General features: G+C 62.0%; 26 protein-coding genes. 12 read left to right on the top strand and 14 right to left on the bottom strand.

Translation table 11 applies throughout. The features are described from left to right. Positions 1–10 precede the first annotated feature (10 nt). Positions 11–1,108: a DUF373 family protein gene (locus ACR3FE_RS11500; RefSeq protein WP_458207275.1), complete on the bottom strand. Its 1,098-nt coding sequence runs from the start codon at positions 1,106–1,108 to the stop codon at positions 11–13. Between the two features lie 172 nt (positions 1,109–1,280). On the opposite strand from ACR3FE_RS11500, the gene ACR3FE_RS11505 reads away from it, so the two are divergent. Together ACR3FE_RS11505 and ACR3FE_RS11510 are read left to right on the top strand one after the other, a co-directional pair. Beyond that, positions 1,281–2,132: an alpha/beta hydrolase gene (locus tag ACR3FE_RS11505; RefSeq protein WP_458207276.1), complete on the top strand. Its 852-nt coding sequence runs from the start codon at positions 1,281–1,283 to the stop codon at positions 2,130–2,132. A 48-nt stretch (positions 2,133–2,180) separates the two neighbouring features. After that, entirely contained in the window at positions 2,181–3,176 is a 996-nt protein-coding gene (locus tag ACR3FE_RS11510) for a radical SAM protein (protein WP_458207277.1), read from the top strand. A gap of 16 nt (positions 3,177–3,192) precedes the next feature. Here ACR3FE_RS11510 and ACR3FE_RS11515 read toward each other — a convergent pair whose 3' ends face one another. Further along, positions 3,193–3,627 carry a hypothetical protein gene (locus ACR3FE_RS11515; protein WP_458207278.1) on the bottom strand — a complete coding sequence of 145 codons (435 nt, stop codon included), beginning with the start codon at positions 3,625–3,627 and terminating at the stop codon, positions 3,193–3,195. A gap of 134 nt (positions 3,628–3,761) precedes the next feature. Between ACR3FE_RS11515 and ACR3FE_RS11520 the strand changes: the two genes are divergently transcribed. The 5 genes from ACR3FE_RS11520 (at position 3,762) to ACR3FE_RS11540 (ending at position 6,713) form a co-directional block, all read left to right on the top strand. After that, positions 3,762–3,971 (top strand): hypothetical protein, encoded by a 210-nt coding sequence (locus ACR3FE_RS11520; protein ID WP_458207279.1) that lies wholly within the window; start codon positions 3,762–3,764, stop codon positions 3,969–3,971. A gap of 245 nt (positions 3,972–4,216) precedes the next feature. Beyond that, positions 4,217–4,660 carry a TRAM domain-containing protein gene (locus ACR3FE_RS11525; protein WP_458207280.1) on the top strand — a complete coding sequence of 148 codons (444 nt, stop codon included), beginning with the start codon at positions 4,217–4,219 and terminating at the stop codon, positions 4,658–4,660. A 64-nt stretch (positions 4,661–4,724) separates the two neighbouring features. Next, positions 4,725–5,201, top strand: coding sequence for a Tfx family DNA-binding protein (locus ACR3FE_RS11530; protein WP_458207281.1), 477 nt, complete (start codon positions 4,725–4,727; stop codon positions 5,199–5,201). A 22-nt stretch (positions 5,202–5,223) separates the two neighbouring features. Further along, positions 5,224–6,009 carry an SDR family oxidoreductase gene (locus tag ACR3FE_RS11535; RefSeq protein ID WP_458207282.1) on the top strand — a complete coding sequence of 262 codons (786 nt, stop codon included), beginning with the start codon at positions 5,224–5,226 and terminating at the stop codon, positions 6,007–6,009. 5 nt (positions 6,010–6,014) lie between these two features. Further along, the gene (locus ACR3FE_RS11540; protein WP_458207283.1) at positions 6,015–6,713 is read left to right on the top strand and encodes a Dph6-related ATP pyrophosphatase; all 699 of its coding nucleotides are present in this window, start codon (positions 6,015–6,017) and stop codon (positions 6,711–6,713) included. Between the two features lie 25 nt (positions 6,714–6,738). On the opposite strand, the gene ACR3FE_RS11545 is transcribed toward ACR3FE_RS11540, so the two are convergent. The 4 genes from ACR3FE_RS11545 to ACR3FE_RS11560 form a co-directional block, all read right to left on the bottom strand. After that, entirely contained in the window at positions 6,739–7,002 is a 264-nt protein-coding gene (locus ACR3FE_RS11545; RefSeq protein WP_458207284.1) for a hypothetical protein, read from the bottom strand. Positions 7,003–7,079: 77 nt separating this feature from the next. Beyond that, positions 7,080–8,069, bottom strand: coding sequence for a mannose-1-phosphate guanylyltransferase (locus ACR3FE_RS11550; protein ID WP_458207285.1), 990 nt, complete (start codon positions 8,067–8,069; stop codon positions 7,080–7,082). Positions 8,070–8,186: 117 nt separating this feature from the next. Then, the gene (locus tag ACR3FE_RS11555) at positions 8,187–8,711 is read right to left on the bottom strand and encodes an HdeD family acid-resistance protein (protein ID WP_458207552.1); all 525 of its coding nucleotides are present in this window, start codon (positions 8,709–8,711) and stop codon (positions 8,187–8,189) included. Between the two features lie 311 nt (positions 8,712–9,022). Continuing rightward, on the bottom strand, positions 9,023–9,334 hold the full coding sequence (locus tag ACR3FE_RS11560) for a DUF7091 family protein (RefSeq protein WP_458207286.1): 312 nt from the start codon (positions 9,332–9,334) through the stop codon (positions 9,023–9,025). Between the two features lie 270 nt (positions 9,335–9,604). Here ACR3FE_RS11560 and ACR3FE_RS11565 point away from each other — a divergent pair, with 270 nt between their 5' ends. The 3 genes from ACR3FE_RS11565 to ACR3FE_RS11575 all read left to right on the top strand — a co-directional run bounded on the left by ACR3FE_RS11565 (position 9,605) and on the right by ACR3FE_RS11575 (position 11,600). Continuing rightward, positions 9,605–10,534 carry a replication factor A gene (locus tag ACR3FE_RS11565; RefSeq protein ID WP_458207287.1) on the top strand — a complete coding sequence of 310 codons (930 nt, stop codon included), beginning with the start codon at positions 9,605–9,607 and terminating at the stop codon, positions 10,532–10,534. Position 10,535: 1 nt separating this feature from the next. Further along, the gene (locus ACR3FE_RS11570) at positions 10,536–11,189 is read left to right on the top strand and encodes an RPA family protein (protein WP_458207288.1); all 654 of its coding nucleotides are present in this window, start codon (positions 10,536–10,538) and stop codon (positions 11,187–11,189) included. A 174-nt stretch (positions 11,190–11,363) separates the two neighbouring features. Beyond that, positions 11,364–11,600, top strand: a complete 237-nt coding sequence (locus tag ACR3FE_RS11575) for a hypothetical protein (RefSeq protein WP_458207289.1) — start codon at positions 11,364–11,366, stop codon at positions 11,598–11,600. Between the two features lie 9 nt (positions 11,601–11,609). Here ACR3FE_RS11575 and hutH read toward each other — a convergent pair whose 3' ends face one another. The 5 genes from hutH to hutU form a co-directional block, all read right to left on the bottom strand. Then, entirely contained in the window at positions 11,610–13,181 is a 1,572-nt protein-coding gene (hutH, locus tag ACR3FE_RS11580; protein ID WP_458207290.1) for a histidine ammonia-lyase, read from the bottom strand. Between the two features lie 31 nt (positions 13,182–13,212). Continuing rightward, positions 13,213–13,788, bottom strand: a complete 576-nt coding sequence (locus tag ACR3FE_RS11585) for a DUF8121 family protein (RefSeq protein WP_458207291.1) — start codon at positions 13,786–13,788, stop codon at positions 13,213–13,215. A 119-nt stretch (positions 13,789–13,907) separates the two neighbouring features. Then, positions 13,908–15,143, bottom strand: coding sequence for an imidazolonepropionase (hutI, locus tag ACR3FE_RS11590; protein ID WP_458207292.1), 1,236 nt, complete (start codon positions 15,141–15,143; stop codon positions 13,908–13,910). After that, positions 15,140–16,069, bottom strand: coding sequence for a formimidoylglutamase (gene hutG / locus ACR3FE_RS11595; RefSeq protein WP_458207293.1), 930 nt, complete (start codon positions 16,067–16,069; stop codon positions 15,140–15,142). The genes hutI and hutG overlap by 4 nt, the downstream gene beginning before the upstream one ends. Further along, positions 16,066–17,793 (bottom strand): urocanate hydratase, encoded by a 1,728-nt coding sequence (gene hutU, locus ACR3FE_RS11600; RefSeq protein WP_458207294.1) that lies wholly within the window; start codon positions 17,791–17,793, stop codon positions 16,066–16,068. Before hutU ends, hutG begins: the two co-directional genes overlap by 4 nt. A gap of 86 nt (positions 17,794–17,879) precedes the next feature. Here hutU and ACR3FE_RS11605 point away from each other — a divergent pair, with 86 nt between their 5' ends. Next, entirely contained in the window at positions 17,880–18,524 is a 645-nt protein-coding gene (locus ACR3FE_RS11605) for a helix-turn-helix domain-containing protein (protein WP_458207295.1), read from the top strand. Here ACR3FE_RS11605 and ACR3FE_RS11610 read toward each other — a convergent pair whose 3' ends face one another. Then, positions 18,525–19,304 (bottom strand): mechanosensitive ion channel family protein, encoded by a 780-nt coding sequence (locus tag ACR3FE_RS11610; protein ID WP_458207296.1) that lies wholly within the window; start codon positions 19,302–19,304, stop codon positions 18,525–18,527. A 151-nt stretch (positions 19,305–19,455) separates the two neighbouring features. Here ACR3FE_RS11610 and ACR3FE_RS11615 point away from each other — a divergent pair, with 151 nt between their 5' ends. Then, the gene (locus tag ACR3FE_RS11615) at positions 19,456–19,860 is read left to right on the top strand and encodes a DUF8146 domain-containing protein (protein WP_458207297.1); all 405 of its coding nucleotides are present in this window, start codon (positions 19,456–19,458) and stop codon (positions 19,858–19,860) included. Positions 19,861–19,893: 33 nt separating this feature from the next. Here ACR3FE_RS11615 and ACR3FE_RS11620 read toward each other — a convergent pair whose 3' ends face one another. Further along, complete coding sequence (locus tag ACR3FE_RS11620; RefSeq protein ID WP_458207298.1) at positions 19,894–20,349, bottom strand: DUF5814 domain-containing protein; 456 nt, start codon at positions 20,347–20,349, stop codon at positions 19,894–19,896. Between the two features lie 110 nt (positions 20,350–20,459). Then, entirely contained in the window at positions 20,460–21,044 is a 585-nt protein-coding gene (locus ACR3FE_RS11625; RefSeq protein WP_458207299.1) for a cupin domain-containing protein, read from the bottom strand. Positions 21,045–21,106 lie beyond the last annotated feature (62 nt).

Below are 21,106 nucleotides of genomic sequence, written 5' to 3' on the forward strand. Positions count from 1 at the left end.
AAAAGGTGGCTTAACTCGCTCGTGCTTGTCCGGAACGTGAGTACCGCGATTCGACGATGGCGAAGACGAGCGTGCTGGTCAGTCCGAGCAGCGTTCCCGCTGTGAGCATTCCCGCGAGGAACTCAAGCGTTGCGCGGTCGATGAAGTAAGCGCTCACGGCGTACAGGACGCCACCGATAGCGAGGACGTAGAAGGGCGCGTTCAGATAGCGCCACTCGAACTCGTCGGCGAGGTACTCGTCCGTGATCTGGCCGAGGCTCGAGGTGATACCCGCCGCCGAGAACCAGACCACTGCGCCGTAGACCAGCGAGGCGAGAACCCTGAGTGCGCCGATCTCGGCACCGCCGTACTCCGCGCGCACTGCTTCGAGCGTTTCGACACCGCTGACGCCGCCGATGACGAGCAAGGCGGCGGCCACGACGTAGGTGATGAGCGTCACGCGCCCGGCATAGAGGCTCGTCCGCGCTTTCTCGGCGAGTCGGTCGACCAGTCGTTCGAATCCGAGGCCGCGGAAGAGGACGTACAGCCCGAGGAGAGCAGATGTTCCCCCGAACACCGCACCCGGCATCCCGACTCGATCCGCGGCGAGCGCGAGGGGATAGATGAGCAACAGGATACCGAGTGGGACGAGGATGGTACCGCGCGTCTCGGGGTCGTCCAACACCTGCTTGATGGTGTAGTACATCGACTCCAGGTCCTGGGCCTGCCGGACGACGACTCGCCGAACGCCATCGACTGGAATCCGAGAGCGAATCACCGGGACGACGCTCTCGTCCTGTGCGCCGTCGGTGACGATGACGGTGGTGATCTCTTCGCTCGTGCTGATACTCGCAAGAACCGTGTCGACCTCGTCGCCGACTTCTCGGTTCGCACTGATGTCGCTCCCTTCGTTTCCGGTTACGACAGCCACTTCGACGCTCTCGTCCGCGTGGATTCGGTCGTAGAGGTGGACACCCTCGAACATGACGTTGACGTCACTATCCTCGGGGTCTGCGGTGGCGAGAGCGACGGCGGCAGCCTCGACTTCGTCTCGACCGATGACTGGGGTATCGAAATCAGTCTTCCGACCGAGGTCGTCATCGAGGTCGACGCACAACACCAGCAGCATGGGCAGTTGGTACGCGGGGGATGTTTAACTGTTTTCGGGAGTAGCGGGGTAGAATCTCCATCCCGATATTGTCAATATACCTCGATATTCTGTGGAATATTTCAGCCAAAGCGACACACAGAGCGACATTAGGCAGCGGATAATAATACTGCCATGAACGAGTTTGCGACTAATGAGTCGAACGCCAACACGCCGACGCCTCCTTCACACGATTGGAACTGCAGCAACGATTGGTCTCGCAGGATGCTCGTCCCTCGGTGGCGACAAGACGACGACCGACACCGAAGCAACTGGCACTGGAACCACCGATGCCGAGACGACTGGCGGAGGGACGACGTCGAAAAAAACGACCTCGACGAGCGAGACGACTGGAACCGGTGAGACGAGCAGTGAAACGACCGAGAGCACGACCACCGGAACTGCGCCACCGAAAGGCGGCGACGTCCAGTTCTCCACCAGCGGCGGTGCGACGGTTCAGGGTACGCTCCTCGGGGATGGCTCGTGTGGCGTCGTCTTCGCTCATGGGGCCGGTTTCGACCGAAAGAGTTGGCTGCCACAGGTGCGGAGACTCGCCGAAAGAGAGTACACCTGCCTCACCATCGATCTGAATCTAGACGACAGGAGTACGACACCGGAGTACGTCCTTGCGGCGGTTCGGTATCTCCGCAAACGAGTCGGCGTGAAGAAGGTGATGCTCGTGGGTGCCAGCGCGGGTGCGAACGCGGTCGTGCGCGCGAACGCGCAGGCGAAGAAGGGTACCATCGACGGAACGCTCGCACTCTCGCCCGGAAAGTCGGCAGATGCCGCGAGCCAGATGCACGGCTGGAAGCTATTCATCGTGAGCAGTGGAGACGACGATCGATTCGTCCAGACGACGAAGCAGATGTATCAGAACGCCCCGAAACCAAAGCGTCAGGAGATATTCGGCGGGAGTGCCCACGGCCAGCATGTCTTCGAGTCGAATCCGGACATGATCCGGTCGGCGATGAACAGTCTTCTGGTAACGGTCTGTGGCGACAGGTAGCGCGATTCGCACGCTTTTTGAGTCTCGACGGATAAAACGGGATAACGAATGATTTCCAAGGGCTGTGAACAGTGCGCCGAAGGCGGAAAGATGGTGCTCTTCGTCTACGGCTACTGTGACCAGCGCGATTGTTTCTACTGTCCTCTCGGCGAGAACCGGAAGAACGTAACCGACGTGTACGCTAACGAACGACTCGTCGAGGAGGACGAAGACGTGATTCGGGAGGCAAAGCGGATGGACGCGCTCGGCACGTCCATCACGGGCGGCGAACCGCAGGAGGCGATGAACAAGACCTGCCGGTACCTCTCGATGCTGAAAGAGGAGTTCGGTGAGGATCACCACACGCACCTTTACACCGGTATCACGGGCGGGCGGGAGAACATGCGCCGCCTCTCGGAGGCTGGACTGGACGAGATTCGCTTCCACCCGCCCTACGAGCAGTGGGGTGAACTCCACGGGACGGAGTGGGAGGACATCCTCTACATCGCTCGCGAGGAGGGACTCACCCCGTCCTTCGAGATTCCGGGCATCCGCGCCGAAGAGGAGTTCCTCGACTTCCTGGACGAGGGCGCGGCGGAGTTCTGTAACATCAACGAGTTCGAGATGTCGCAGGGCAACTACCGCCGGATGCAGGAAGCGGGCTACGAACTCCAGGAGGGCCACATGTCTGCGGTCGATGGCTCGAAGGAGGAGATCCTGGACGTGATGGGCGACCACCCGCGCGTGTACTTCTGTACTTCGGTGTTCAAGGACGCCGCCCAACACCGAAACCGTCTGAAGCGCATGGCTCGCCAGATTCGTCGGGAGTTCGACGACGTGACCGACGACGGCACCCTCGTCTACGGCAAGACGTGGGCGACCGAAGAGGAGTTCGTGGAACTCGGCGTCCCCGAGGAGTTCTACACGGTCAAGTCCAACCACATCGAGATCGCGTGGTGGTTGTTAGAGGAGATGATCGAGGAGGGAGACGTGGAGCGCGGCGAGATCGTCGAGCAGTATCCGACCTACGACGGGCAAGTCGTGGAACGGACGCCGCTGGCCTGAGAGTGACCGAACTGAGTCACTCGTTCGTTTCTGGTTCTGTCGGTTCAGTTTCTTCCGTCATCGATTCGGTTTCTTCGAATCCCGACGATTCGGCGTCAGCAGGCAGTTTGCGGAACGAGTAGTAGACGGCGAGCAGTGGGCCGAGCGTGACGAGGATTCCAAGCCCGATGCGGGGTCGGGCTACGACGACGATCGAATACGGAAACGCGGCCACGACGAGGAAGCCGAGGAATCCGAGCAGGCTTTTCGTCGTTCGCGACATCGGTCTCGAATCGCTTCCGGCGTAGTAGGCGATGGTGAGGGCGAGTATCGTGTTTCCGAAGACGAATCCGAAGCCAGCACTGACGAAGACACCGCCAGTGGCGAACGGGCTGAAAAGTGAGAGCATCCACGGCGGAAAGCCGATGGCAAGTCCAAGAACGAACAGCTGATTGGGGGCAGGGCGGTTCATACTGGTTTATATTTGATAGATATTGAATACTTTGCGGTGATTTTCGGCAGAAAGAGCGTGGCCAACCGAGTGAACGCTGAATCGAGAATCAGTCGGCGAGTGTTCCCGAGTTCAGAAGCACCGACGTCAAGACGATGAAGACCGGAACCGCGACACGGCAGGAACCGGTAGGGAAATATACCGCAACCGCATACGGACGGGCGACCCGAACCGCCGGGGCCGCCCGTCCTCGGCGTCCCCTCTCCTCCCCGAGCACTCGGGCGATTCGCGCGGTCGGCGCGAATCGCCCTCGCCGCGTGTCCGAAACGCGGCTGGTCGGCTTGCCGCCACGCTATGGCAGGTGATACAACTGCCAGAATTCGGCAGGCCAATCATCCGCCAAAAATCGGCCAGCGACACAGCCGCCAGAGGCTAGCCCACTCACCGGAAAGTCTTCGATTTCCGGGCCGACGAACCCCCGAAGGGGGGTGAGGAGGCTTTTGATCAACCTATTGCCAGGGAGGAAGGCCAGCGGGCACGCGCCCGCTGGCACCCGACCGCAGCAAAAGGTTGCGGAAGTGTTTAGGCGCGTGCCACTATAACCTGAACCATGCCGGACTGTCCACTCGCCGATGACTGCCCAAGTTTCGAGGAGCGAATCGATGGAATGGGCTGTCACCACTACGGCGACCGCGGGGGTGCGGAGTGGTGCAACCATTACAACCAACCGATCCGCGAGCTGAAAACAGCGCCCGTCAAACTGGGCGAGGAAGTCATCGTGGAGATCGACGACATCCACGAGAGTGGGTCGGGCGTCGGTCGTACCGAGGACGGATTCATCGTCCTCGTCGATGGTATCCTGCCCGACGCTCGCGCCAAGGTGAAGATCACGAACGTGAAGGGCAACCACGCGACCGCCGATCCCGTCGAGCGACTGCCGATGGAACCGGAAGCAGACGACGAAGACGAAGACGAAGTGGCCGAAACCAAGCGCAACGAGCGCGAGAACCGCCGCCAACGCCTCGGAAGTCGAGACAACTTCTGGGGCGGATAGGCCGACGAGTGGACAGTCCATTGCGGGGAAGGGGTAAACACCCACACATGCCGGAGGCAACCAGATGAGCGAGACACCGGACGTCGACGAGATTCTTCGCCAGGCAGGATTCGACGCCGAAACGAGCGTGCTCACCCAGCGGCAAGCGGAGGTGCTGGCGCTCCGCGAACGAGACGTGGCACAGGCAACCATCGCCGAGTACCTCGGCACCTCGCGTGCGAACGTCTCCAGCGTCGAAGCGAGCGCCCGCGAGAACGTCAACAAGGCACACGAGACGGTAGCGTTTGCGGAGGCGCTTCGCGCACCGGTTCGGGTCGAAGTCGAACCGAACGCCGACCTCTACGACGTTCCATCACGGGTATACGATGCCTGCGACGAAGCAGGAGTGAAAGTGAGCCACGCCGCGCCCGAGTTGATGAAACGCATCAGCGACGAAGCAGGCGATGCGATCGATGGGCGGGAAGTCCGAACCGCGCTCCTCATCGGCGTGACTCACACCGGAGAAGTGACGGTTCGGCAACCAGTCCCCGAGGAATTTTAGCGTCGCCCGGCAACACAGAGATATGAACCTCGGACTGGAGGGCAACACAGCACTGGTAACGGCGAGTTCGAGTGGGCTGGGACTGGCGAGTGCGAAGGCGCTGAGCCGAGAGGGAGCGAACGTCGTCATCTGCGCCCGCGGCGAAGACGGACTTTCAGATGCGGAGGCAGAGATCGATGAGATGGGTGATGGCGACGTGCTCGCGGTGCCGACGGATATCACCGACCCGGACGAGGTCGAGGCGCTGGTCGAGGCGATCGTGGATGAGTTCGGCGGTCTCGACCACCTCGTCACCTCCGCCGGTGGGCCACCGAGCGGGCCGTTCCTCGACACGACCGAGCGTGACTGGTACACCGCCTACGACCTGCTGGTGATGAGCGTCGTCTGGCTGACGAAACGGGCACACCCCCACCTCGTCGAGAGTGACGCAGGAACCGTCGTGAACATCACCTCGACGAGTGTCCGAGAAGCGATCGACGGTCTGGTGCTCTCGAACGCGGTTCGTCGTGGCGTCATCGGCCTGATGAAGACCCAGGCTCGCGAGTTCGCCCCCGACGTTCGAGTCAACGCAGTTCTTCCGGGAGCACACGAGACGCCGCGAATCCAGGAACTCGTGGAGGCTGCCCTCGAACGTGGCGAGTACGACAGCTACGAGGAGGGACTCGCGGACTGGGCGAGCGACATCCCGATGGAGCGAGTCGGCGACCCGATGGAACTCGGCGACGCAGTCGCGTTCCTCTCCAGCGACCGGGCAACGTTCATCAACGGGGTGGCGCTCCCCGTAGATGGCGGGCGACTACGAAGCTGATTCACGTGACCGAACCGACGGTAGTGATGGAACCGATGACGACGGCGGAACCGACGACAGTGCTCTCGTGGAGCGGTGGCAAGGACGCCGCATTCGCCCTGTTCGAACTGGATACGGTCGCAGAACTGTTGACGACGATATCCGAAAACGGACGAAGCAGTATGCACGGCGTGCGCCGAGAGTTGTACGAAAAGCAAGCCGAGCGCCTCGGGGTTCCCATTCGCTTCGTAGAACTCCCTGAAGACTGCTCGAACGAAGAGTACGAGTCGCGGATGGCGACCGTGATGGCCGACTACGAATCCCGCGGAACCGACCGAATCGCCTTCGCCGACCTCTATCTCGAAGACGTGCGGGCCTACCGCGAAGAGCGACTCGCCGAAACGGAAATCGACGGCGTCTGGCCACTCTGGGGCAGAGACACCGACGAGCAAATTCGGGCATTCCTCGACGCCGGATTCCAGGCGACTGTCGTCGCCGTCGATGGCTCCAAACTCGACTCGTCGTTCGCGGGGCGGGAACTCGATACGGCATTTCTCGCCGACCTCCCGGACGACGTCGACCCGTGTGGTGAAAACGGGGAGTTCCACACCTTCGTCTGGGATGGCCCGGTGTTCGACGCACCGGTCTCTGTCGAGGTCGGAAAGACGGTCACGCGCAACGTAGGTGACGGCGAGTTTCACTACTGCGATCTGCATCTGCAGTAGGTTCGCTACGACTCACTACGATTCGTCAGGACTCGATCTTCTCGACGATCTGTTTCGCCTCGTCGCGCGCTTTGTCCTCACCAGCCTGTTTCTGTATCAGGACGCTCTGGACTTCCCAGTCGTCGCTGTCTTTCTGCTTACCGGTTCGCACTTCAGCACCCTCCGAAACGTCCTGTGCGGCGTGCTCGGCCCAATCGGGCGTCCGAATCGTCTCGAACTCGTCGGGGTCGCGGAATCTGACGTGGATGTACTCGTCTTCCGTTTCGACCGACTGGATGGATGGCGTCATAGCGTTTCGACTTCGGCACGGAGAGCAAGAAAGATGATGGCTAGTTAGAACAAGCCGCCGTTACGCAGCGTCGAGGGTTAGAACAAACCGTCGTCGCGTAACGCCGAGACGACCTCGCGCACGCGCTGGGCGTCCGATTTCGGGACGACCAACACACGGTCGTCGTATGCCGCGACGACGAGGTCGTCCACGCCGACGAGACTCACATGCTTGTCGCTGGCGACGATATTTCCACTCGCGTCGATGGTCAGGGCATCGCCAAGGACGACGTTCTCGCCGGAGACGAGACGTTCCAACGCGTCCCACGACCCGAGGTCGTCCCACTCGAAACCAGCAGGAACGACATAGGCGTCGTCGGTTCGCTCCATCACGGCGTAATCGACGCTCACAGGGTCGACTGCTTCGAATCCGCGCTCCGGGTCCCCCTCTTCGAGCGCGCTCACGAGTGGAGAAAGTGGTGAGTCGCGCGCCTCTCGCAAGATGGCATCCGGCGTCCACGCGAACAGTCCACCGTTCCAGTAGAAACCATCCTCGACGAACCGATCTGCAGTTTTGGCGTCGGGTTTCTCACGAAACTGTTCGACAGAAAAGTAGCCGCCGTGGTCGGTTCCTGGTTCGATGTAACCGTATCCCGTAGCAGGGCGAGTTGGTTCGATACCCACGGATACAACCCCCTCTGTTTCAACTGCAACTGAGGCAGCGCGGCGGGCAGTGGTTTCGAAATCGCCCGCGATGTGATGGTCGCTCGGCAGACAGAGCAAAACGCAGTCGCCGACCTGTTCCCGGATTCGGTGGGCAGCATAGACGAGCGCCGGACCGGTATCTTTCGGTTCGGGTTCGACGAGCACACCGGCCTCGGGAGCGTGTTCGTGGACGAGATCGGCGTGCTCGGCCGCGGTGCAGACGAACGTTTCGTCGGCGAAGCCAGCGCGCTCGACGGTTCGAGCGAGCAGGGAGTCATCTCCGAGGAGTTGGAGGAACTGTTTAGGGCGGTCGCTTCGACTCGCGGGGTAGAGTCGCGTGCCGGTTCCACCGGCCATCACCAGCGCGACGAGCGGGCGGGTCATGTCTCGGAGAAGGGCGGGGAGCGTCTAAAATCACCCTATCGAAGGGCGATGGTCGTCACTACCTCACTTTGATAGTCGATCAAAAAACGAATAATCGTCGTTCAGTCGTCGTTCGACTCAGGCTCCGCGCGCTTCCGAAGTGACCCCTTCACGGGCCGCGGTTCGGCTTCCTCGGGCCATGAACATCATCGAAACGCCGGTGGCGAGCAGGTTCACTCCGAAGAGGAGCCCGACCGCCCACAGCGCGCTGGACGGGAATCCGACCCAGATGAGACCGGCGATGAGCAGCGCGAGGACGCCACTCACGACGAGTCCAGCCCAGCCTCTCTCACCGCGAGCCTGGAAGCCCATGACGATCTCGACGATACCCTCGACGAACAGGAACGCCACCAGCAGGATGGTCAGCGTCGTCAGTCCGACGACGGGGTTCGCCATCAGCGAGATACCCGCGATGGCGTAGATGACCGCGAGGAACCCCTGTCCAATGAACCGCTTCCATCCGCCGGAGAAAGCACGGGCAACGTGAACTAACGCTCCGACGACCAGTAATGCACCGAGTAGAATCGACAGCGAAACTCCGGCCACGAACGGCGAGAGGATGGCAAGAACGCCGATAACTCCGATTATAGCCCCCGCTACCATCGATCCTCGCCACGACTCTTCGGTGCTCGATACTACTTCCGCACCGCTCTCCATCTTCGTACTCATTTTGTATCCCCAAGTATCATATATGCTAGCTGAGTATATAAATTGTAATGATTATTTGAAGAAGTTTCCAGGTATCGAACCGATTTATCGAGGGAATTGGGTCGAGAGACCGCCAGCCTACCGAAGAATGGAACCGTGGTACGATACTTCATTCGGACACGACTGTTTCCAGAACTGTCTGCTTTCGGGTGAAAGCGGGAAACGTCGCATTTCTCGGTCGGAAGTCGGCCAAGCTGGCTCTCAGTTCACCACGTCTCGATGGTGCCTTCGCGGATGTCTTCGACACAGCCCTCGCAATCGGGGTGTTCCGGGTCGAAACAGGCAGGACGACTCTTCTCATCGAGGAATACCGCCCGGCGTTCGACGTGCCGTCGGCAGACGATCTTCGCCCGGCCCTGTTCGTCTTGCGGCAAGTCCGCGAGGGTGGCGTCGTGAGCGTTCTTGTAGGCTTCTTTCGCCTCCTCCATCTGTCGGTCTGCCGACTGTCTGGCCTCGGCGTACTTCCTGCCCGCTTCCCTGAGTTTGATCCGGAGGAAGCGTTCGAGGCGGTCGTCCATACTCCCGTTTGGTGGTGGGGGGATGAAAGGTTTCCCCGATTGGTGTAGCCGTCGTTCGATAAATGTGGCCCTCGTTCGTGTGGTTTTCACCCAGTGTGAGGTTCGAACGTCCCATGGTGTGAGATGCGAATATCCCATATCGACGAGTTCGCGCGTTCTGCCCGTTTTCACGGCCGTCTCCACTTCCACCCTGCTCGCGTAACCTTTTATACTATCGCGAACCAACACCGATACGTCTCCCATTGAAACCAAAGCGGAGACGGAGCAACCATGACTGATGTGCGACAGCATGCAGAAGAGATACACGAACAGTTCTCCGACCATCTCGACGTAACCGTAGACGACGTAGCCTCGCGTCTCGACAGCCTCGTCAACGAGTACAAGGTGCCGATGGAAGAGGCACGGCGAAGCGTCACCAGCCACTATCTGGACGAAGCTGGCCTCGAACGCGACGACATTCACTCTGGTGGCACGAGCGACGTGCAGACCGCAGACATCGAGACCGACGAGCAGTGGGTGAACCTCACCGCGAAGGTCGTCGATCTCTGGGAGCCACGCAGTGACGCCGTCGGCCAAGTCGGTCTGCTCGGCGACGAAAGTGGCACCATCAAGTTCACGAAGTGGGCCAAGTCCGACCTGCCCGAACTCGAAGAGGGCACGGTCTACCGACTCGGCAACGTCGTCACCGACGAGTACCAGGGTCGTTACTCGGTGAAGCTCAACCGGACGACCACCGTCGAGGAACTCGACACCGACATCGAAGTCGGCGACAACGAATCCGAGATCGAGGGTGCGCTGGTGGACATCCAGTCCGGCAGTGGCCTCATCAAACGCTGCCCGCACGAGGATTGCACGCGCGTCCTCCAGAACGGGCGCTGTTCCGAACACGGCGAAGTTGACGGCGAGTTCGACCTTCGAATCAAGGGCGTCCTGGACGACGGGGTCGACGTTCACGAAGTCATCTTCAACCGGGAAGCGACCGAGGAACTGACCGACATCGAACTGGACGAAGCCAAGCAGATGGCGATGGACGCACTCGACACGACCGTCGTGGCCGACGAGATGCGCGAGATGACGCTCGGCCACTACTATCGCGTGGCAGGGCCGACCATGGGTCGGTACCTGCTGGCGAACGACGTCGAACTACTCGACGAACCAGTGGATGTCGAAGCGGTTCTCATCAAAGCGAGGTCGATGTAACATGAGTGGAGCACCTACCAGAGAAGTCGCACGCCGCACCTTCGCGGCCGAGTTCAACGACGCGAGTTACACGTTCAAAGAGTCGGAGGACGAACGCGCACCGGTCTACCTGCTCCTCCCCACGGGCGAGCGGGCGAACCGCGTGTTCGTCGTCGGAACCCTCACCGAGAAAGAGGACGTCGGCGACGACAGCGAGTACTGGCGCGGTCGGGTCGTCGACCCGAACGGAGACACGTTCTTCGTCTACGCAGGCCAGTACCAGCCAGACGCCGCGGCGATGCTCCGCGAACTGGAGCCACCCGCCTACGTCGCCATCGCCGGGAAGCCCCGGACGTTCGAGACGGACGACGGAACCGTGAACGTCTCCCTCCGTCCCGAATCGATCACCGTCGTCGACGAGTCGACGCGCGACCGCTGGGTGGTCGAAACCGCCGAGCGCACGCTCGAACGTATCGAGGCGTTCGACGACGATTCGAACCGCTACGCTTCGATGGCGAAACAGGAGTACGACGCCCCAATCGAGTCGTACCGAGACAACGCCATCAGGGCGCTCGAAAGTCTCGATACGACCGACAGTTCGAGCGGCGGAACCAGCGGAACCGACACAGCTGACGAAGCCGACACGAACGACGAATCCGAAACGACGGTACAGTAGCGTTTCACCTCTTTCGAGGGTATCGCACGTGCAGATAGTAGTCGCAGAGCGCACCGTCTATCGACCGATCCGGATCAGCACGGGACTCCAGACACCAGAACAGACATCGGAAACACACGATGTGCCAGATACCACGGCGGACTGTGCGACGACCACACGAACCCACCGAGAACGATGCCCGACGAGCGTGACTCACCGAGCGGCGGCTGGCAGGACGTGTACGACGCGATGGGAGCAGAGAGATCCGCCGAGGGGCCAGCACGGCCCTGCCCCGACTGCGGTGGCGAATCGACACGCATCTTTCGGCGGGTGTTCGAATGCGACGAGCACGGCGTCTGGGCACTCGACAGAACGGGAAGACCTCGGATGGGCGGTGACACGAAGCCGAAAAGACGACCGGAAGCCGACTGATGGAAATCGCTAATCGAGCGGTTCGTCCAGCGCGTCTTCGACGCGCTCTTCGAGCAAACCCGACCAGACGAGCGTCTCGGCGGCTGAGATGTCCTCGTGGATGGGTCGGTCGTCGGTGAGCGGCGGCACTACCTCACGAACTGCATCGTAGGCGGCACCGGTGCCAACGCCGTGTTCGAGATCGTCCGAGACGAACTCCGCGGCTTGTGCGCCACAGATGAGTTCGATGCCGACGATGGAGAGCGCGTTCGAAACGGCCCGGCGTGCGTTGTACGCGCTCTGTGCGCTCATGCTCACGTGGTCTTCCTGATTGCCGCTAACTGGTGTGTTGTCCATCGAGGCGCGACCGATCGAGCGGTTCTCATTCAGCAGCGCCGCCGCGGTGTACTGGGCGATCATATAGCCCGACTGGAGTCCGCTATGCTCGGTGAGGAACGGCGGAAGATGTGATTCCTGTACGTTCGGATTGAGCAGTCGGTCGACTCGACGCTCCGAGATGGCCGCGATTTCGGTAACGGCGTTCGTCAGGTAATCGAGCGGGAGTGCGAGCGGGTCGCCGTGGAAGTTGCCCCCCGAGAGAACGGCGGCATCGCCAGTTCCGCTCGCACGACTGTTCACCGAGTCTGCGGGGAAGATGAGCGGGTTGTCGGTCGCACTGTTGAGTTCGATCTCGACCGCGTCACGGAGGTGGGCGACGGCGTCCCGAACTGCACCGTGAACCTGCGGAAGACAGCGGATCGAGTAGGCGTCCTGCACCCGGTCGCAGTTGCGGTGAGATTCGACGATCTCCGAGTCGGCGGTGAGGCGCTTGACGTTTCGCGCGCTCTTCGCGTGGCCCGCGTGGGGACGAACGTCGGCGATGACGGAGTCCGCCGACGCGGTAGTTCCCATCGTCACCTCCGTCGTGAGCGCGCCAGCGACGTCCGCCGCCCGAATCGCTCGCTCCGTATCACGGACAGCCAGAGCGGCGAGACCGACCGACAGTTGGGTGCCGTTGATGAGCGCCAGCCCCTCCTTGGCGGCGAGCGTGAGCGGTTCGAGTCCGGCGGTTTCGAGCGCCGCCGCGCCGTCCAGTCGCTCCTCGGCGACGGTCGCCTCGCCTTCGCCCATCAGCACCAGCGCGAGGTGAGCGAGGGGTGCCAGATCACCGCTGGCTCCGAGGCTCCCACGCGATTTGACGACGGGGTGGACGCCCTCGTTCAGCATCGTCACGAGCTGGTCGACCACGACTTCGCGGATGCCGGAGTAGCCCTTGACGAGCGCGTTGACGCGGCCGACCATCATCGCCCGGACTTCCTCTCGGCGCAGTTCGCGGCCTGCACCAGCGGCGTGGCTCCGGATGAGGTTCTCCTGGAGCGTCTCGATGTCCTCTCGGGGGATTCGTTCGTCCACGAGTTCGCCGAAGCCGGTGTTGACGCCGTAGACGGCTTCGCCGCTTTCGACGACCTCTTCGACACGTTCTCGGGCAGTTCGGACTCGTTCACGGGCTTCGTCGGGGATGAAGACCGTCGCATCGTCGCGCGCGACTCGCTCGACGCCTTCCGGTGTCAGGGATTCGCCATCGATCTTGATTTGGGTCATCGTACTCTCACCTCGGTTCGTCTTCGAGCGGTCACTGTCGATTGCCCGAAAACGGGACTCGGTCGTCCACCTCTGCGACGTAACGTCCATCCAGCACTCCCGTGCCCGTGACGACCGCTCGGATACGGACACCGATTTCGTCTGGCAACCATCCGTGCGGTCGAACAAGGAAGTTCACTCCGATGGAGCCGACGCCGACCGGGCCGAGGTCGGGAACGTCGAGCACGGTCGTTCCCTCGTCGGTGTCGTCGTGAAAATCGATTTTCGGGTCCGGACTGCTGTCGAACGTGTCTAAGTACACGTCCGGTGGAACGCCAGCCGGTGGCTGCCCGAACCGCAACTCGACGCGGAACCGTTCCAGGTGTGTGTCGTTTCTGTGCCACGTATGAAACTCCAGTGGGACGAGGTCGCTCTCCAGTGGCGAACCGTACTCGATGCCAACGTTCAGGAGTCGCTCGTCGTCCTCGAAGAACGTCCAGTACGTACCCCGTCGCTCGTCCGTACGCTCGGGAGAGCGAAGGGTGGTCGTTCGTCCGGGAATCGAACAGCCAGCCAGCGACGCACAAGCAGCGACGCTGACTCCGTGGAGGAAATGGCGGCGGCGCATGTTCCTCGGTGTTCGTCCTCGTCGCAAATACCTTGTGTTTTGATAGATCGACGTTCGGGTCGGAGGGGGAACTGTGTCCGAGGTGACGTCCGTTCCGAAACAACCCGCCACCGGGGCGGTTACGCACGATGAACCACCTCACCGTCTTTCACCACAGCCTCCACTGCGTTCACGCCGAAGTTGTAGGGAACGTGGACGTAGCTCGGCGCGTCGAGCACGGCGAGGTCGCCGGGCGTTCCCGGCAGGAGTGTTCCTCTCCCGTCCTCGATATCGAGCGCCTGCGCGGCGTGTTTCGTTCCCGCGACCAGCGCCTCGGCAGGGGTCATCCCCATCTCGACGCAGGACAGCGACGTGGCGAATCCCATGCTCTGGGAGTAGCAGTTCGGATTGAAGTCCGTGGCGATGGCCACGGGTGCGCCCGCGTCGAGGAACGCTCGTGCGTCGGCGTAGTCCGCGCCGAGACCGAAAGCGGTGCCGGGGAGTAAGACAGGCACCACGCCCGCCTCGGTGATGGCGTCGATGTCCTCCTGCGTCGCGTAAAGGAGGTGGTCGGCGCTGGTCGCACCGAGGTCGGCGGCGAGTTGCGTCCCGCCGATGTGCGCGAGTTCCTCGGCGTGGACTTTCGGAGTCATGCCGTGTTCCTCGCCCGTCACCAGCACGCGGCGGGATTGCGGGACGTCGAAGACGCCCTCCTCGCAGAACACGTCGCAGAACTGTGCGATGCCCTGCGCTGCGACCGCCGGGATCTGCTCTTCGACCACTTCGTCCACGTAGTCGTCGGCGTCCTGATCCTGCGGAACTGCGTGAGCACCCATGAACGTGGGAACCACGTCGACGGGATGCTGGTCGTCGGCCTGTGCGATGACGTCGAGCATCCGGAGTTCCGTCTCGGTATCGAGACCGTAGCCGGATTTCACTTCGACGGTCGTCGTTCCGTGCGCGAGCATGATGTCGAGGTGGTCGATGAGGTTCGAGAGCAGTTCCTCGTCGCTGGCTTCTCTGGTAGCCCGGACGGTACGGAGGATGCCGCCACCCTCCGAGAGGATCTCCTGGTACGTCTTCCCCTGCAATTTCGCCTCGAACTCGTCCGAGCGGTCACCCGCGAACAGGGCGTGGGTGTGCGGGTCGACGAAGCCCGGAACGACTGCCTTTCCGCTGGCGTCGATCGCGTGGTCTGCGTTCTCTTGGGGATATTCGCGGGTTACGGGGCCTGTCGCACCGACACGTGCGACCTCGCCATCGACTACCCCGATCGCCGCGTCCTCGTAGATTCCGAGTTCGCCATCGTCCTCGATGGTGATTATCTGCGCCGCGTCGTGGACGACCGTCGTTCGACCGTGGTCGGAATCGCTCATCGGCCACCTCCCAGTGCGGCGAGGAAGTGCGCGACTGCCCGTGCACCTGCGTTCGAGGTGAATGATTCGCGGTCGAGGTCGGGTGCGCATTCGACCACCTCGAACCCGGCAACTCGGTCGTCACTCGCGGTGAGTCGGAGCATCCGAAACAGTTCGCGAGTCGTGATGCCACCCGGCGTGGGTGCGCTGACCCCCGGTGCGGCCGTGGCGTCGAGCACGTCCAGGTCGACGCTGACGTAGATGGAATCCACGTCACTCATCGCGGAGAGCGCGGTGTCGATGGCCGACACGGAATCGTCGCCCACTTCCTCTGCCGTGACGATTTCACCGTCCCGCTCGCGAACGAAGTCGGCATAGGCAGTGCTCGTCTCGAAGTGGCGCGCACCGACGCAGGCGTACGAATCGAGTCCGGCGTCGAACAACTGGCGGTAGGGGGTTCCGCTGGTCGGGTCACCGCGCACTTCACGAACGTCGAGATGCGCGTCGAAGTTGATGACGCCGAGCGAACCGCCATCCATGAGCGGTTCGGCGTTCGGGTACGTGAGGGAGTTGTCGCCGCCGAGGAAGACGGGGAAGGTGTCCTGTTCGTGGACAGTGGCGACGATATCGCGTACCCCCGACTGCGCTTTTTCGACGGAGTCGGTCGCTCCGAGTCCAGTCACGTCGCCGAGGTCACCGATAGCCTCGACCGGCCCGGCGTCGAAGTGGTGCGATTTCGTCCCGTCCAGTGCGTCGCGTATCGCCGCAGGGCCGTCTCTCGCTCCCTTTCGGCCGATAACCGCGCCGTCGTACGGTTCGCCGACGAGGGTGGCGTCGAACTCGGCTGCGGTGTCGAGGTCGGTCGATGTGACGACGTCGCCGAACTGCTCGTCGTTCGGGTCGGTGGACGTGCCCACCCACTCGAAGCTGTGTGTCAACTCGCTCATCGTCGGTCTCGCATCGGGACTGGAACGTTCGATTTCTCTGCCTGTTCTATCGCCACGTCGTAGCCCGCGTCGGCGTGTCGGATCACACCCATTCCGGGGTCTGTCGTGAAGACGCGGCGAGCTTTCTCCGCCGCGAGATCGGTGCCGTCGAGGACGACGTGGTTGTTCGCGTGGAGCGCGTTGCCGATGCCGACACCACCCCCGTCGTGAACGCTCACGATGTCAGCGCCCGCCGCGCAGTTGAGCAGGGCGTTCAGGATGGGCCAGTCCGCGATGGCGTCAGAGCCGTCGCGCATGGCCTCCGTCTCGCGGTTGGGACTGGCGACCGAGCCAGCGTCGAGGTGGTCGCGCGTGACGACGATGGGAGCCTCGATCTCCCCCTCTGCGACGAGGTCGTTGATCCGGAGCGCGAAGCGGGCACGCTCCGTGAGACCATCTTCATCGGTATCGTACCCGAGCCAGCAAACGCGCGATGGAAGCCCCTGGAACTCGACCTGCTCCTGTGCGAGGTCGATCCAGCGATGGAGCTGTTCTTTCTCGGGGAACAGCTCTTTCACCGCTTCGTCGGTGCGGTGGATGTCGTCCGGATCGCCCGACAGTGCGGCCCAGCGGAACGGCCCCTTCCCCTGGCAGAAGAGCGGGCGGATGTAGGCCGGGACGAAGCCGGGGAAGTCGAACGCATTCTCCACATCCCGATGTTCTTTCACCTGTCCGCGGATGTTGTTGCCGTATTCGAAGGCGATCGCGCCCGCGTCCTGGATGTCGAGGATGCCCTGCACGTGGCGTGCCATCGTGTCGAGGCTCTCCTCGACGTACGTTTCCGGGTCGTGGTCCCGGAGTTCGTCGGCTTCTTCGACCGTGTAGCCCGAGGGGTAGTAGCCTTCCAGTTCGTCGTGGGCGCTCGTCTGGTCGGTGATGACGTCCGGAACGAAGTCGCGAGCGAGCATCCCTTCGAGCATGTCGGCGGCATTGATGTGGACGCCGACGGAGTAGACTTCGCCCGCCTCGGCCGCCTCCGTCGCTTTGCGGATAGCTTCATCCAGGTCGTCCGTCTTCTCCATGCAGTACCCCGTCTCGATACGTCGGTCGATCCGGGATTCATCCACCTCGGCAGCGATGCAGACGCCGTGATTCATCGTCACCGCGAGGGGTTGGGCACCGCCCATCCCGCCGAGACCGCCCGTGACGACGATCTTGCCTTCGAGGCTGCTATCGTAGTGTTCGTCTGCGAGGGCGGCCAGCGTCTCGTAGGTACCCTGGATGATTCCCTGCGTGCCGATGTACGCCCACGACCCGGCGGTCATCTGGCCGTACATGATGAGTCCTTTCGCTTCGAGTTCGTGGAAGTGCTCCCAGTCGTCCCACTTCCCGACGAGGTTCGAGTTGGCGATGAGCACTCTGGGCGCGCGCTCGTGAGTCGTAAATCTTCCCACGGGCTTGCCCGACTGGACGAGCAGCGTCTCGTCGTCGTCGAGTTCGCGCAGTTCGGCCATGATAGCGTCGTAGGCGTCCCACGACCGGGCCGCCCGACCCGTGCCGCCGTAGACGACGAGGTCTTCGGGTTTCTCGCCTACCTCCGGGTCGAGGTTGTTGTTCAGCATGCGAAGGGCCGCCTCCTGTCGCCAGCCCTTGCACTCGATGTCAGTACCAGTCGGTGCGCCCTGATACTCGCGCCACTGGTCGCTCGGTTCGCCGACGCCGTGCGATTCTGCTCCGTCGTTCATACTATGTCATACGCACGCGAGCGCAAAATAGCCAGGGCCACGCGTACGGAGGGTTCTTTAAATACCATCCGGGAGAAATACGCCTGATGCACGAGGTCGTGATGCGGATCGAGCAACCGAGCGTGTGCGCGGACGCGACCGACGGAACCGAGACGACCATCGAACTGTGGTGTAACGACCACTGTGACCTCCTCCACGTCAGCGGCCCGGCGGGAGGGTCGGCACTGGAACACCTCGAAGGACTGGTCGGCGTCCAGGAGCTGCTGGTCGAAGGCGACGAGCGACTGGCGATGACCGAGACGTGTCTGAAAGACCGCGAGACCGACACCGTCGAATCGTTTCTCGCCCAGCACGGTTGCTTGCTCGTCCCCCCGCTCCGCTACGCCGAAGGCGAGAAGTGGTGTCGGGTACTCGCGCTCGATTCGAGGAATCTGACCGACCTCTACCGCGACCTCGTGGCCGAGTTTCCGGTGACCATCGAATCGAAGCGCGAAATCTCGACGGTGCCCGGCGACCGCCCATTGCTCACCCCCGAAACCGCCCTTCCAGATCTCTCCTCCCGTCAACAGGAGGCGCTGGTCACGGCCTACGAGCTGGGCTACTACCGCATTCCACGCGAGACGACGACTGCCGACATCGCAGGGAAGATGGAAATCGAGCGCCGGACGCTAGAAGAGCATCTGCGGCGGGCGGAGAACAAGCTGGTCGAAGGGATGGTAGCGTTCTACTGACTAACATTCGGCTAGCGAGATTCCCGCCTCGTCGAAACGTCGGTTGACTCGCCGGAAGAACTCCGACCGTGCCGCCACGAACTCGGCGTGTTCCGGATCGTCGATCCAGAATCGCACCTCGACACCGATACGAGAATCGGACATGTCGACGATTCGAATCGACGGCGCAGGATCGTCTAGGACGGCGCTGTGGTGCTCGGCTACCTCCAGCAGAATCCCACTCACTGCGTCGATATCTGAGTCGTAGCTGACAGGAAACTCGTGACGGACGCGGAGCATATCGCCCGCGACCGGATTCGTCACGGCGTTGGTCGCAAGCACGGAGTTTGGAACCGTGATGAGTTCGTTGTCGAAGGTTCGCACGCGGGTCACCCTGAAGGTGATATCCTCGATGACGCCCTCGTTTTCTGTCCACTCTATCCAGTCACCGATGTTGAATCGCGGGTCGGTGACGATGAAGATACCACCGACGATGTTCGACGCGATGTCGCGGGTTGCGAAGCCGACTGCGATGGTCAACGCGGCCGCAAGCGTCGCGGAAGCACTGAACACGTCGGCCCCGGCGAGGTCGAGCGCCAGGAGTATTCCCGCGAACCAGATTGCCGCGCGGACGACGCGCAGAATCGCTCCTCGGATGGTGAGATTGACGTTTCGAAACCGGAGCGCACGCCTGGCCAGCGGTTCTAACACGAATCGACCGACAAGGTAGAAGAGGGCGAGCGAAACCGCGAAAATGGTGATTCCCCAGAGATACCCCGGAATCTTATCCAGTAGTTCCACGTTGTCGAGCAACCTCTCGAACAATGTTCGAAGCTGAACCACGGCCCTTTCCAGCACGTCGATTTGTGACGGACGACATGTATCTCATCGTTACGGCCAACGAACGTCTGACGAAACCTTAAGTGGTGTCAGACCGCTAATGTACTCAACGATGGGCAACAAGAACAAGACGATCTCCTTCCGGGTCAACGAGGACGCCTTCGAGACCCTGCGGGAGATCGCGGAGAAGCGCGACATCTCGCTGTCGGCGGTGTTCCGCGACTACGTGGACATGCTGGTCGCCCACGACGGGAAGGTGCAGGTCGTTCCCGAGAATCAGATCGGAGAGACCGACGACACGTCGTTCCCGCCGAAAGTCGAGGTGCCCAAGAGCTTCGTCCGCGAGCACGAACGACTCGAACTGGAAGCCGAACACCTCCGCGAGCAACTGCAAGAGCACAAGCAGTTCGTCCGCCACCTCCAGATGAAGGTGGACGACGAGAGCGAAGAGGAGGTCATCCACCTCGAAGAGTTGGACGACGAACTGGAGACCGACGAACCGTTCCAGCTCGGATAGGAAGACGGTGCTTTCCGGCTATTTCGACACAGACTACCCGGACAGCGAGTGTTTCTTCTGTCGGGCGCGCGCTTCCATCGAATCGTCGCCCTCGACGTTTGCGAGTTCTTCGATGGCTTCGAGCGTGCGCACCGAATCGTCCAGAAACGAGAGGATGTCGCCCGAGTAGGCGTACACCATGTAGTCGTCGCTCATCACGTCGACGATGGCGTCGGGGCCAAGACCACCCTCGCGCAGTTCCAGCAGGTAGCGCATGAACTTCCGCTCCGGACAGCCACAGTAGGGGTTGCTCTGGCAGTCGCAGTCGAGGAAGTCCTCGGCGAAGTCGAGGACGCGGTCTCGGGTCGCCTCGTCCAGTTTCTGGAGTCCCTCTCCCTGAAAGAGGATGTCCAGTGTCGCACCCTTGAACGCCCCCTTCGGGATGTTGGTATCCAACTGCGAGGAGATCTGGCGATGGTTTTTGACGTATATCTTGTCCGTGATAGCCACGCTTGATAGGTTCGTATTCGGTTCTGCCGGATAAGCGTGTCGTCAACGAGCGTCCCTGTCGGCGATGGCTGAGAGGAGTTCGATGTCCGAACTGTAGAGAAGTGTGGGAACTACTCGGCGAACGGAGGGTTCTCGAACTCGGCATCGCACGCCGAACAGACGACGACCGTCTGGGCATCCTCACCGAGCGTGACGCGGAGTTCGTGACCACACTCGGGACATCCCTGCGGAACGCGCTCGGAACCACAGGCCGGGCAGACGAACGTGGGCACGCCCTCACCCGTCTCCAATCGCATCTCGTCGTGGGCACACTCGGGGCAGTCGACGGGAATGCGGACGTCGTCGCTGTCGCGTGGTGCCCCGAGTGCAAGAACGACGAGTTCGTCGTCGGAGTCGTTCCTGCCCGACTGGAACTCACCGGGTGCGAATCTGATCGCTTCGCCTGCGCCGACAGTAACTCTCTCCCCACCCCTCCAAGACGTGTACGTCTCGAAGGTCGCTTCTCCCTCGACGACGACGAACACCTCCTCCTGATCTCTGTGAGCGTGGAGGCCGCTGGGGAGTCCCTCACCTGGAGCGAGCCGATAGTGATTGATCGCCACGTCGGTCGTCCCCAGTGGCCCGGATAGTTTGCGGCGGTCGCTGTCGGTTCCGACGGCGCTCTTATCCACGTCGTCGATAGCGACTTTCTCCATATCGGTCAGTTTGGGCAGTACCGACAAATGCGTTTATGAAGCTGAAAGCAGGGATACCGAGG

Source organism: Haladaptatus rarus (genome assembly GCF_054177585.1).